At 70.2% G+C, this 14,416-nt stretch carries 2 protein-coding genes; both read right to left on the bottom strand.

What is annotated here, in order from left to right; genetic code table 11:
- Window positions 1-4,605, bottom strand: a complete 4,605-nt coding sequence (locus tag PXH83_RS00615) for a non-ribosomal peptide synthetase (protein ID WP_274555409.1) — start codon at window positions 4,603-4,605, stop codon at window positions 1-3.
- On the bottom strand, window positions 4,602-14,156 hold the full coding sequence (locus tag PXH83_RS00620) for a non-ribosomal peptide synthetase (protein WP_274555411.1): 9,555 nt from the start codon (window positions 14,154-14,156) through the stop codon (window positions 4,602-4,604). The genes PXH83_RS00615 and PXH83_RS00620 overlap by 4 nt, the downstream gene beginning before the upstream one ends.
- Between the last annotated feature and the right edge of the window lie 260 nt (window positions 14,157-14,416).

Consider the following 14,416-nt stretch of genomic DNA (forward strand, 5'->3'; position numbering starts at 1 on the left):
TCACTCCTTTTCGCCGGAGAGCTTGATCTGAAGCGCATCGATCTGGTTCTGGGCCAGTGCGACGAGCGGGAAGTCCGAGGGGGTGTGCTGGTCGCCGTCCGCTTCGGGGACGTGAGAGGCCAGGCCGGTGAGCATCGCGACCCAGCCGTCAGCCAGATCGTGGAGCGCCGCCTCCTCGAAGGGGCCGACCGGGCAGACCAGGGACACGGTCAGCTCGGGGCCGTCGGGCAGGTCCCGGACGAGGCCCCCCGCCTCCAGCAGGTGGGAGGCAGGCATCTCGGCGTCGGCCGTCCCGCCCAGGATCGTGTCCCCCACCGGCTGCCAGGCTCCTCCGGTCACCGGCGTCGCCGGACCGGAGGCGAAACGGCCCAGGTAGTTGAACCCGATCTGGGGCGTCGGCAGCCCGGCCAGTGCAGGGGCCGTCTTCGGGTTCAGATGGCGCAACAGCCCGAAGCCGAGCCCGTCGCCGGGCACCGCCCGCAGCTGCTCCCTGACCCGCCTGATCAGACCGCCCGCCGCCGGGCCGCCGGAACGGATCCGCGCGTACTCGGCTGTGCCGGGGTCCAGCCGTACCGGGTACGAGCCGGTGAACCAGCCGACGGTACGGGTGAGGTCCATGTCCTCGGTGAGCGGGGTACGACCGTGGCTCTCGACCTCGATCAGTACACCGCCCGCAAGGTTGCGGCCCTGGCGGCGTCGCCATTCGCCGACCGCGGCGACCAGCCCGGCCAGGAGTACGTCGTCGATGCCGGCGTCGAAGGCCGCCGGGACGCGGGTCAGGAGCTCCGTCGTCACCGGGACCGGGACCTTGACCTCGACCTGGCGTACGCCCCGGGCGACGGTGTCCACGGCCGGATCGAGCGCCCTCTTCCCGAGCAGCGGGTTCGGGCCGCCCAGCAGCCGGGTCCAGGCGGGCACTTCGGCGGTCCGCTCGGTGCTGAGCGCCTGGAACTCCAGCGTCTCGGCCCAGCGCCGGTACGACGTTCCGCGCTCGAAGAGCGGTTCGCGTCCTTCCTGCAGGGCCGTGCACGCGGCGGCCAGGTCCGGGACGAGCACCCGCCACGAGACGCCGTCGACCACGAGGTGATGGGCCACCATCAACAACCGGCCGGGAACGTCCGGTCCGGCATCGAACCACACGAGCTGGACCATCGCCCCGGCCCGTGGGTCCAGCCGGTCCACCGCACGGCGTCCCTCGTCCCGGACCAACTCGGCCAGGCTCTCGGCGGTGAGCCCCACCGTGTCGACCCGGACGACACGATCCCCGGCCGCCGAGCCCGCCTCCGGGACCGCCAAGTGGGCGGCCCCGTCGGTGAGTTCGAGCCTGGCGCGCAGGATGTCGTGGTGGTCCAGCAGCGCCTGAACGGCCGCCAACAGGCTGGGCAGGGTAAGGCCGGCAGGGGTCTCGACGAGCATTGACTGGGAGAGGACCCCGGTCAGCGCGCTCGGGCCCGCCCGCTCGACGAGATCGAGCATGACCGGGGTCAGCGGGGCCCGTCCGATGCCGGTGTCCTGTTCCGCCGGTTCCGCCTGGTCGGCGTCGTCCGCACTGGTGCTTATGGCGACCGCGGCGAGTCCGGCCGGGGACTTGTGCTCGAACACCTGGCGGGCCGTGATCACGATCCCGGCACGACGGGCCCGGGACACGACCAGCATCGACATGATCGAATCGCCGCCCAACGCGAAGAACGAATCCTCCGCGCCGACCCACTCCAGCCCCAGCACCTCACGGAACAGCGCACAAAGCAGTTCCTCGACGGGGGTCTCGGGGCCACGGCCTTCGCTGCCGCCGAACTTGGGGGCGGGGAGGGCGGCGCGGTCGAGCTTGCCGTTCACCGTGACGGGCAGGGTGCCGAGCTGCATGATCGCGGTGGGGACCATGTAGTCCGGCAGCTTGCCCGCGACGTACTGCCGCAGCGGGTCGGCGTCGATCTCCTGACCGGCCGGGACGACGTAGGCAACCAGCCGCTTCACGCCGGGCTGGTCTTCCCTGACGATCACAGCGACCTGGCCTACGCTCTCGTGCGCGGCCAGCACCGCCTCGACCTCACCGAGCTCGATCCGGAAACCACGGATCTTCACCTGGTCATCAGCACGGCCCTCGAACAGCAACAGGCCATCATTCGACCAGCGGACCAAGTCGCCGGTGCGGTACATCCGACCGCCGTACGGGCAGGCGACGAACCGTTCCGCCGTCAGGGCCGCGCGGCCGTCGTAACCTCGGGCCAGACCGGAACCCGCGACGTAGAGCTCCCCTGTCACGCCCGGTGCTACCGGACGCAGGAATTCGTCCAGGACGTACGTCCGGGCGTTGTCCATCGGAAGGCCGATCGGCACGCTTGACGGAACAACATCACCGGCGCGGTACGGGATCTGGGTCGTGAACGCGGTCGTCTCCGTCGGCCCGTACGTCGACCGGACCGTAAGATCCGGATACGCTTCCAGCAGCGCCCGTATCGCGGATGCGGAGACCACATCACCACCGGTCGACACCTCACGCACACCCGCAAAAATCTGCGGCGACTCCTCCGCCAGCACCCGGAACAGACCAGCCGTCGCATGCACATTGGTGATCCCGTGCTCGGCAATCAACCGGCCACGCGCGGCCGCGTCCTTCTCACCATGCGGCAACAGGACCAACCGGCCACCCCGTGCCAACGGCACCCACAACTCATACGTCGACGCATCAAAAGCGTGGTTGGCCTGCACCAACACCCGCTCCACCACGTCATCACGCCAACTACGGTCCGCGACGAAGCTCGCCACATTCCCGTGCGTCACCGCCACACCCTTCGGCGTACCGGTCGAGCCAGACGTGTACATCACATACGCCAGGCTGTCCGGAGAGAGACCGACCACCGGCCGGGCCGCGCCGGCCTCGAACAGCTCCGCCACTGCTGTCGTCGGGAGGCCATCAAGCTCACGGTCGGCCACGACCAGAGAGACTCCGGCTTCGGCCACCACCGCACGCAACCGCTCCACCGGGTGATCGGAATCCAGCGGCACATACGCCGCGCCCGCCTTCACCACACCCAGCAGCACCGAGACCAGGTCAGCCGACCGGTCCATCACCACACCGACCCGGCACTCCGGGCCCACACCCCGACCGATCAGCCAGTGCGCCACCCGGTTCGCCCGCTCGTCCAACTCCGCATACGTCAGCGACACATCACCGCCAACAACCGCAACAGCACCCGGAGCCCGCGCCACCTGCGCCCCGAACAACTCCGGCAACGTCACCGCAGAAACCGACCGAGCAGTGTCGTTCCAGCCCTCCACCACAACGCGCCGCTCGCCCTCGTCGAGCACATCGAGCCGGCCCACCGGCATCGCGGGGTTCGCAGCGATCTGCTCCAGGAGCCTGACCAGCCGGTCTCCCAGCGTCTGCACGGTCGCCGCGTCGAAGACGTCGGGCTGGTAGTCGAAGCGCAGTTCCAGCTCGTCCAGTGGGGCCACCGCCAGGGCCAGCGGGTAGTGGGCGGCGTCCTCGCTCGCCGCTCCGTCGATCTTCAGGCCGCTGAGCTGCAGCGGCCCGTCGGGGTTGCGCGGATAGTTCTGGTACACCAAGAGCGTGTCGAAGGTCGCGCCCGCACCGGCGAGGCGCTGGATCTCCGTCAGGCCGAGATGCTGGTGCGGGATCAGCTCGGCCTGCTCGATCTGGAGGTCGGTCAGCAGCTCCGCGATCGTCCGGTACGGATCGAGACGCACCCGCACCGGCACCGTATTGATGAACAGACCCAGCATCCGCTCAACACCCGGAAGATCAGCCGGACGACCAGCCACCACAGCACCGAAGACCACGTCACTCCGGCCGGTCAGCATGCCGACCAGAACACCCCACACACCCTGCACCACAGTGTTCAGCGTCAGCCCGTGTTCACGCGCCGTCTCCCGCAGTGCCTCCGTCAGCCGGGCGCCGGCCCGTACCGTCGTGTGTCCGGGGACGGATGTGTTCGCGCCGGGGCCGGCCGGGCGTATCAGCGTCGGGTCGACGGTCCCCGCCAGCGCATCCCTCCAGGCATCCCGCGCCGCATCCTTGTCCTGACGGCCCAACCACGCCAAGTACTCCCGATACGACGTCACCGGCGGCAACACCGACACATCGCCACCCGCCGCGTACAACTCCGACAACTCACCGAACAAAACCGGCAGCGACCAACCATCCATCAAAATGTGATGCATCGTCAGCACAAGCTGATAACACGACTCGTCCAGCTTCAGCAGCAACAACCGCAGCAGCGGCGGAACCGCCAGATCGAACCGGGCCTTCTCCGCGTCCGCGAGCCGATCCGCCTCAACCTGCTGCTCGGCCCCGTCCAGTCCGGACAGATCCACCTCGCGCCACGGCAGTCGCACGCCCGAAGCGATCAGTTGGACGGGGTGGCCCGTCCCTCGCCGCTGGAAGCTCGCCCGCAGGGTCGCGTGCCGGTCGAGCAGCGCCTGCCAGGACGTGCGTAAGAGGTCGATGTCCAGCGCGCCCCGGAGTTCCATCGCACCCTGGAGCACGTAGACGTCGTGGGTGTCCTCGTCGTATCCCGCGTGGAACAGCAGACCTTCCTGGAGCGGCGACAGCGGCCACACATCTTCGATACGCACCTGGGTCACTGGGGTCCCTTTTCGTCTGCAAGCCTGATCTGGAACTCGTCGATCTCGTCCTGGGCGAGTGTCACCAGGGTGAAGTCGGAGGGCGTATGACCGGTGGTGCGGGGAGCACCGTCCGGGTCGGTGGTGTGGGCCACCAGTCCCGTGAGCATCGCGACCCATCCGGTGGCCAGCTCGTGGAGCGCGGCCCGGTCGAGCAGCCCGGTCGGGCAGGTCAGTGTCACGGTCAGTTCGGGCCCTTCCGGCAGATCGCGGACCAGTCCACCGGCTTCGAGGGCATGGGAAACGGCCATCCGGGCGTCCGCCGTTCCGCCCAGGACCACGTCTCCGACAGGCTGCCAGCTCGCCTTTCCGATGTCATGGCCGTCCAACTGCCGAACCGCGGAGGGGAAGCGGCCGAGGTAGTTGAAGCCGATCTGTGGCGTCGGCACATCGGACAGAGCCGGGGCCGTTTCCGGGTTCAGGTAGCGAAGGAGCCCGTAGCCGAGACCATCGCCGGGTACCGCGCGCAGTTGCTCCTTCACCTGCTTGATCAGGACGGCCGCCGCGCCTCCGCCGGAGCGGATCGTCGCGTAGTCCGTGGTGCCGGGGTCGAGGCGTACCGGGTAGGAGCCGGTGAACCAGCCGACGGTCCTGGTCAGGTCCAGGTCGTCCGAGAGCGGGTCCTCGGTCAGCGGCACCCGGCCGTGGCCCTCGACGTCCACGAGCATCCCGGCCTCGGTGTTACGGCCTCTCCCCCGCTGCCACTCGGCCACCGCACCGGCCAGACCGGCCAGCAGGACGTCGTCGACGCCTGCGTAGAAAGCCGCCGGAACGCGGGTCAGCAGGTCCGCCGTCACCGGAACGGGCACCGGCAGGGAGACGGCGTGTACGCCGGCGGCCACGGTGTCCACGGCCGGGTCGAGCGCCCTCTTCCCGATCAACGGGTCGGGGCCGTCGAGCAACCGGGTCCAGTTCGGCAGCTCGGCCACCCGGCCCGCCTCCGCCGCCTGCTTCTCCAGGGCGCGTGCCCACCGCCGGAACGACGTCTCGACCGTGTCGAGTTCGATGTCCCGTCCGGCCTCCAGTGCCTCGTAGGCTGCCGCGAGATCGGGGAGAAGCACCCGCCAGGACACGCCGTCGATGACCAGGTGATGCGCCACCAGCAGCAACCGTCCGGGCACTTCGGCGCCGGCGTCGAACCACACCAGCTGGATCATCACCCCTGCCTGCGGGTCGAGCCGGTCCACCGCGCGCCGGAACTCGGCTGCCACATCCGGCGTCGGGGCGCGCATCACACAGTCGTCGCCCGACGGCCCGGAGCCCCTCTCCGGCACCATCAGCGACTCCGGCTCGCCGTCGACGAGTTCGAGACGGGCGCGCAGGATGTCGTGATGGTCGAGCAGCGCCCGTACCGCCGCCGCCAGCCGGGACAGATCCAGGTCGGCGGGCACCTCCACGAGCATCGACTGGGTCAGCGATCCGGTCAGCGCGGTCGGTCCCGCCCGCTCGACCAGTTCACGCATGACGGGCGTCAAGGGCACTCGTCCCACGGGCACATCGGGTTCCCGCATCACGGCGACTGGCTCGGTGGCGATCGCGGTGGCGACCCGGGCGAGGCCCGCCGCGGACTTGTGCTCGAACACCTGCCGGGCGGTGATCACCACTCCGGCGCGACGGGCGCGTGAGACGACCAGCATCGACATGATCGAGTCGCCGCCGAGCTCGAAGAACGAGTCCTCCGCGCCGACCTGTTCCAGGCCCAGGGCCTCGCCGAACAGGCGGCAGAGCACCTCCTCGACCGGCGTGGCCGGGCCTCGGCCGGCCGGGCGGGCGCCGGGCTCGGGTGCGGGCAGCGCGGCCCGGTCGAGCTTGCCGTTCACCGTGACGGGCAGGGCGTCGAGCGCGACGACGGCGGCCGGAACCATGTGTTCCGGCATCAGCCCGGCCACGTGGTCGCGCAGCGCCTCGGCATCGATGCCGGTGTGCGGGTCCGCGGGCACCACGTACGCGACCAGGCGCTTGATGGGGCGGGCGCGGCCTTCCCGCTGGTCGGCGCGGGCGATCACCACGACCTGGCCTACGCTTTCGTGCGCGGCGAGCACCGCCTCGATCTCGCCCGGTTCGATCCGGAAGCCGCGGATCTTCACCTGGTCGTCGACCCGGCCCGCGAACCGCAGTTCGCCCCCGGTGGTCCAGCGTGCCAGGTCACCGGTCCGGTACATCCGCTCCCCGGAGTCCGAGAAGGGGCAGGCGACGAAGCGCTGCGAGCTCAGATTCGGGCGCCGGACGTAACCGCGCGCCAGCCCTGCCCCCGCGACGTACAGCTCTCCGGTCACACCGGGCGGAACCGGGCGCAGGTGCTCGTCCAGTACGTACACCCGGACGTTGGCGATCGGGCCGCCGAGCGACACGACGTCGGGGAGCTCGGCGGGCGCCGTCCAGCAGGTGACGTCCACCGTGGCCTCGGTCGGGCCGTACTCGTTGTAGAACGACCGTCCCGGAGCCCACCGCCGCAGCACCTCGGGGCTGCACTCCTCGCCCGCGGTGACGATGTGCTCGATCTTCCGCAGGACCGCTTCCGTCCGCGCGTCGTCCCCCACGAGCGTCTCCAGGACGCTCGGCGTGAAGGTGACGGCGTTGACGGCCAGAGTCTCCAGCTCCAGCAGGATGTCGCCGTCCCGCTGGGCGACGCACAGGGTCGCCCCGCCGACCAGTGTCGGGTAGATCTCCGACACGGACGTGTCGAAGGACACCGAGGCGAATTGCAGGACCCGGTCGCCGGGACCCCAGCCGTAGGCGCCGACCCTCCAGTTCACGTAGTTGACGAATCCGCGGTGTTGTACCGCGACGCCCTTGGGGGTCCCGGTCGAGCCGGAGGTGTAGATCACGTACGCGGGGTGGGAGGGACGCAGCGGCGCGACCCGGTCGGCGTCGCTCGGTGCGGTCGTCGGACGGCCCGACAGGTCGGCGACCACGTCCGGGGCGTCCCAGATGAGCCGTTCGAACCCGGCGGCGGTCTCCGCACTCCTGCCGTTGCACACCACCAGTGCCGGGCGGGCGTCGGCGAGCATGAAGCCGATCCGCTCGGCCGGATAGCCGGGGTCGATCGGCACGTAGGCCGCGCCCGACTTGAGCACACCGAGCAGCACCGCGAACAGGTCGGCCGACCGTTCCATCAGTACGCCGACCAGGTCCTCCGGGCCGATTCCCCGGTCGATGAGCCGGTGGGCGACCTGATTGGCCCGCGCCTCCAGCGCCGCGTACGTCAGGGCGCCGTCCGTGCTGACGACCGCGTCGAGGTCGGGGGTCCGCGCGGCCTGTGCCTCGAACAGGTCGGTGAGCAGCGTGGCGTGGACTGGGCGGGCCGTGTCGTTCCAGTCTTTGAGGATCCGCTGCCGTTCGGCCGGTTCCAGTACGTCGAGTTCGCCGACCCGAAGTTCCGGGTCGAGGGTGATCTGTTCCAGGAGCCGGGTCAGCCGGGCCACCAGGGCCTGGACCGTAGGCTCGTCGAACACGTCGGGCCGGTACTCCAGCCGCAGTTCCAGTCCGTCGCCGGGGGTCGCGATGAGGGTGAGCGGGTAGTGGGCCGCTTCCTCGCCCCCGCCTCCGGTGATCGGGAGTCCTCCGGGCTGACCTGTGGCGGCGTCAGGGTCGTGCGGATAGTTCTCGTAGACGACGAGGGTGTCGAAGGTCGCGCCCGCACCCGCGATGCGCTGGATCTCGGTCAGGCCCAGGTGCTGGTGGGCGATCAGTTCGGCCTGCTGGACCTGGAGATCTGCCAGCAGGTCGGCGAACCGCTGCCCCGGACGCAGGCGGACGCGCACCGGAACGGTGTTGATGAACAGCCCCAGCATCTGCTCCACGCCCGCAAGTTCGGCCGGACGGCCCGCGACCGTCGCACCGAACACCACATCGGTACGGCCCGACAGCATCCCGACCAGAACGGCCCACGCACCCTGGACCAGGGTGTTCATCGTCAGCCCGTGCTTGCGGGCCGTCGCTTGCAGCGTCCGGGTGAGTTGTTCGCCGGTGTTGGCGACGACGTGTCCGATCTGTTCTCCGCCGCCGTCGACGGGTCCCACCAGCGTGGGGTCGTCGGCACCAGCGAGCAGCTCGCGCCAGGCGTCCCGGGCGGCTTCCTTGTCCTGACGGCCCAGCCAGGCGAGGTAGTTCCGGTACGGGGTCACCGGCGGCAGGGCGCCCGCGTCGCCGCCGGCCGCGTAGATCTGTGACAGCTCATCGAACAGGACGGGCAGCGACCAGCCGTCCATCACGATGTGGTGCGAGGTCACCAGCAGCCGGTGGCGCGAGCCGCCCAGCTTCACCAGCAACAACCGCAGCGCCGGTGGAACCGCCAGATCGAACCGGCTCGCCTGCTCTTCCTCGGCCAGCCGGACTGCCTGCGCCTCGGCGTCCGCCTCGGACAGACCTGACAGGTCCGCCTCGCGCCATGGCAGCACCACATCCCGTACGACCACCTGGACCGGGATGTCCATCCCGGCCGACTGCCGGAAACCGGTCCGCAAGCTCGCATGCCGGTCCAACAACGCCTGCCACGACGCCCGGAGCACTCCCGTGTCCAGGGCCCCGTCGAGGTCCAGGAACCGCTGGCCCACGTAGACATCGCGGGCACCCTCGTCGTACCGGGCGTGGAAGAGCAGGCCCTCCTGCAGAGGCGACAACGGCCACACATCGACCAGACCTGGAACAGCCGCCTCCAACTCCTCGACCTCGTCCTGGCCGAGAGCAACCAATGGGAAGTCGGACGGTGTGTGGCCACCACTGCCGGATTCGGCGGCGTGGGCCGCCAGGCCGCTGAGCATCGCCACCCAGCCTGCGGCGATCTCGTTCAGCGCCGCGTCGTCCAGCAATCCCGCCGGGCAGGCCAGCGAGATCGTCAGCTCGGGCCCGTCGGGCAGGTCTCGGACCAGTCCGCCGGCGTCGAGCTCGTGCGTCAGAACCATGCGTTCGTCGGCCGTGCCGCTGAGGACGGTGTCGCCGTCGGGCTGCCAGTTCCCGCGTACGTCGTCGTGGGTGGGAGTGAACCGGCCGAGGTAGTTGAAGCCGACCCGTGCCACAGGCAGTCCGGCGAACGCCGGAGCCGTCTCCGGGTTCAGGTGGCGCAACAGCCCGTAGCCGAGCCCATCACCGGGGACGGCCCGCACCTGCTCCTTGATCCGCTTGATCAGGCGGCCCGCGTCCGCGCCTCCCTCGCGGATCCGGTCGTGGTCGACCGTGCCGGGATCGAGCCTGACCGGATACGAGCTCGTGAACCAGCCGACCGTACGCGACAGGTCCATGTCGTCGGAGAGCGGCACGCGGCCGTGGCCCTCCACGTTCACGAGCAGGCCGCCCGGTACTTCACGCCACTCGTCCACGGCCGCGACCAGGCCGGCCAGCAGCACGTCGTCGATACCGGCATGGAAGGCCGCGGGTACCCGCGTCAGCAGCTCCGACGTCACCGCCACGGGCACCCGGAACTCGACCCGCCGCGTCCCACCGGCCACAGTGTCCACGGCCGGATCGAGTGCCCGCTCACCCAGCACAGGGTCCGGGCCCTCCAACATGCCACTCCAGAGCGGCAGTTCGGCCACCCGCTCCGCGTTCATTGCCTCTGCGGCGAGCGCCTCCGACCATCGCCGGAACGACGTGGTCGGCGTATCCAGGCCCGTACCCAGGCCCGTACCCAGGCCCGTATCCAGCCCCGTGGCCGCGCCCGTATCGATGCCCGACGTGTACGCGGTCGCAAGGTCCGGGACCAGCACGCGCCACGACACACCGTCGACCACCAGGTGATGAGCCACCACCAGCAGCCAGCCGGGCAGATCCGGTCCGGCATCGAACCACACCACCCGCACCATCCGCCCCGCGAGCGGGTCGAGTTGCTTCGCCTCCTCCTCGGCGTACGACCGCACCACGCCGATCCGCCGCTCGGGGTCGACGTCCAGTCCCGCCGCGTCCACGCGCCGGACGTCAGACAGCCCGGAGCCCTTCTCCGGTACGACCAGCGAGCCCGGCTCACCGTCGACGAGCTCCAGGCGCGCACGTAGTACGTCGTGGTGGTCCAGCACCTTCCGAACCGCCGCCTCCAAGCGCGTCAGCTCCAGCCCGGCCGGGACCTCGATCAGCATCGTCTGGGAGAACGCCCCGGTCAGGACCGTCGGGCCCGCCCGCTCGGACAGCTCGCGCATCAGCGGGGTCAGCGGCACGGCGCCGACCGCCCGCTCGTCCACGCGGGCGTTCGTCTTCGCCGTCGCGGCGACCCTGGCCAGCGCGGCCGGGGTCCGGTACTCGAACATCTGGCGCGTGGTGATCACCACTCCGGCGCGGCGGGCCCGGGAGACGACCAGCATCGACATGATGGAGTCGCCGCCGAGCTCGAAGAACGAGTCCTCCGCACCGACCCGTTCCAAGCCCAGCGCGTCGGCGAACAGCCCGCACAGCACCTCTTCCACCGGTGTGGCGGGGCCACGGCTCGACGTACCGCCGAACTCGGGGGCGGGCAGCGCGGCCCGGTCCAGCTTCCCGTTGACCGTGACGGGCAAGGTCTCCAGCCGCGTGATCGCGGCGGGCACCATGTACTCCGGCAGCCTGTCGGCGGCGTAGTCCCGCAACAGGTCGGCGTCGAGGGTGCCCTCGGCCGGGACGACGTACGCGACCAGCCGCTTGGTCCCGGGCTGGTCCTGCCTCGCGAGCACCACGACTTGGCCGACGGTGTTGTGCTCGGCCAGTACGTTCTCGATCTCGCCCAGCTCGATCCGGAAGCCGCGGATCTTGACTTGGTCGTCGGCGCGGCCCGCATAGAGCAGCTCGCCGTCCGGCGACCAACGTGCGAGGTCACCGGTCCGGTACATACGGCCGCCGTAGGGCGAGGCGACGAACCGTTCCGCCGTCAGGGTGGCCCGGCCCGCATAGCCCCGGGCCAGCTGAACACCCGCCAGGTACAGCTCCCCCGTCACGCCGACGGGAACGGGACGCAGGAACTCGTCCAGCACATAGGTCCCCGTGTTCCACACCGGACGGCCGATCGGCACCACCCCGGACGACGCCCCGCGCGAACAGTCCCAGAACGTGACATCCACCGCGGCCTCGGTCGGCCCGTACAGGTTGAACAGCCCGGCGCCCAGAAGCCCGTGGAACTCACCGACCACGTCCGCCGACAACGCCTCACCGCTGCAGATCACCCGCCGCAAACCAGCACAGTCGCCCGGCTGAACCTCCTGCAGAAACACACTCAGCATCGACGGCACGAAGTGCATCACCGTCACACCACGCCGCACCACCACATCCACCAGATACACCGGATCACGATGCCCACCGGGCTTGGCCATCACCAGACCGGCACCCACGATCAACGGCCAGAACAGCTCCCACACCGACACATCGAAACCGGTCGGGGTCTTCTGCAGCACCCGGTCGTCGGCCGACAACCGAAAGGTGTCCTGCATCCACAACAACCGGTTCACAATCGCCGCGTGCGAGACCACAACGCCCTTCGGACGCCCCGTCGACCCCGACGTATAGATCACGTAAGCCGGGTGATTGGGCATCAGATTCACATCAAGGGCATCACCCGGATACGACGCGACCTCCGCGACGGTCGCCTCGTCGTCCCACACCGTCCACGAGGAATCACCGGCTGTCTTGCTCGTGCACACCACAACCGAGGGCGCGGCATCGGCCAGCACGTACCCAATGCGATCGGCTGGATAGTCCGGATCCACCGGAACGTACGCCGCACCGGCCTTCAACACACCCCACAACACCACCATCAGGTCGGCCGACCGCTCCATCAGCACGGCCACCCGCCCCTCGGGCCTCACACCCCGGCCGACCAGCCAACGCGCCACCCGGTTGGACCGCTCGTCGAGCTCCGCATACGTCAGGGACGGCCCCTCGTCATCCACCACCGCCACCGCACCCCGCGTCCTCGCCACCTGGGCCCCGAAGAGCTCCGGCAGCGTCGTCGCGGGGATCGGCCGGCCGGTTTCGTTCCACTCCTCGACCACCGTGTGGCGCTCGGCCTCATCGAGCAGCTCCAGCTGACCGACCGGCAGCCCGGGATCGGCCGCCACTTGCTCCAGCAGCCGCACCAGCCGTCCCGACAGGGCGCGTACGGTCGCCTCGTCGAGCACGTCGGGCCGGTAGTCGAGCCGCAGTTCCAGCCGGTCGCCGGGAATGACGCCGAGGAACAGCGGATAGTGGGCCGCGTCCTCGCCGTCCAGTCCGCCCACCGTCACGCCGTCGAGCCGCAGGGGCCCCTCCGGGTGGCGCGGATAGTTCTCGTACGCCAGCAAGGCGTCGAAGCTGGCGCCCGCACCGGCGATCCGCTGGATCTCGGTCAGCCCCAGGTGCTGATGCGCTATCAGGTCTGCCTGCTGCGCCTGAAGATCGGCCAGCAGCTCCGCTACCGTCCGCCGCGGGTCGAGACGCACCCGCACCGGGACGGTGTTCATGAGCAGTCCCAGCATCCGCTCGACGCCCGGAAGGTCGGCCGGACGGCCTGCGACCGTGGCGCCGAACACCACATCGGTCCGGCCCGCGAGCATCCCGACCAGCACGCCCCAGACGCCCTGGATCACCGTGTTCAGCGTGAACCCGTTCGCGCGCGCCATCGCGTGCAGTGCCCCGGTGAGCTCCGGGTCGGCCGAAGTGCTGATCGTCCGGGGGGACATCGGTTCCCCGCCCCGGTCGACCGGTCCGACGAGAGTCGGCTCGGACGTCCCCACCAGGGCCGCCCGCCATGCTTCCCGCGCGACTTCCTTGTCCTGTCGGCCCAGCCACTCCAGATAGTCCCGGTACGGCGTCACCGCCGGCAGCCCACTCGCGTCGCCGCCGGCCGCGTAGATCTCCGACAGCTCGCCGAACAGGACGGGCAACGACCAGCCGTCAAGCACGATGTGATGCAACGTCACAACCAGCCGGTATCGCGTTCCGCCCACCCTCACCAGCAACAACCGCAGCATCGGCGGAACCGCCAGGTCGAACCGGGTCTGTTCCCCCTTGGCCAGCCGTACGGCCTCGGTCTCGGCGTCCGCGTCGGACAGACCGGACAGGTCCACCTCGCGCCACGGCAGCACCACATCCCGTACGACCACCTGGACCGGGCTGTCCATCCCGGCCGACTGCCGGAAACCGGTCCGCAAGCTCGCATGCCGGTCCAACAACACCTGCCACGACGCCCGGAGCACACCCGTGTCCAGGCTTCCTTCCAGGTCTACGAAGGTCTGCTCGACGTAGACGTCCCGTATCTGCTCGTCGTACCGGGCGTGGAAGAGCAGGCCTTCTTGCAGCGGCGACAACGGCCACACATCGACCAGGCCGGGGACGTCTGCCTCGAACTCCTCGATGTCGTCCTGCCCGAGCACGACCAGCGGGAAGTCGGACGGGGTGTGGCCGCCGCTTCCCGGCTCGGACACGTGGGCCGCCAGGCCGGTGAGCATCGCGACCCAGCCGGACGCCAGCTCCCCCAGCGCCTCCTCCTCGAACAGGCCGACCGGGCAGCCAGGGTGACCGTCAGCTCGGGTCCGCCCGGCAGGTCGGCGTACCAGCCCACCGGCCTCCAGTCGCATGCATCAGCACCATCTGGTCGTCGGCCGCCCCGCCGAGGACCGTGTCGGCGTCGGGCCGCCAACTACCTCCCGCCGTCTCGTCGGCGGGGCGTGAAGCGGCCGAGGTAGTTGAAGCCGATCTGCGCCGACGGCAGCCCCTCTAACGCGGAGGCCGTCTCCGGATTCAGGTAGCGCAACATCCCGTAGCCGAGCCCGTCGACCAGGAACCGCCCGCACCCGCTCCTTCACCAGCTTGAGCAGACGACCCGCCTCCGGGCCGC

The organism is Streptomyces spiramyceticus, assembly GCF_028807635.1.
Classification (GTDB): Bacteria; Actinomycetota; Actinomycetes; order Streptomycetales; family Streptomycetaceae; genus Streptomyces; species Streptomyces spiramyceticus.

Coding starts and splice junctions, on each gene's coding strand:
- PXH83_RS00620 (WP_274555411.1), bottom strand. CDS start 14,156: ATGCGACTGGAGGCCGGTGGGCTGGTACGCCGACCTGCCGGGCGGACC.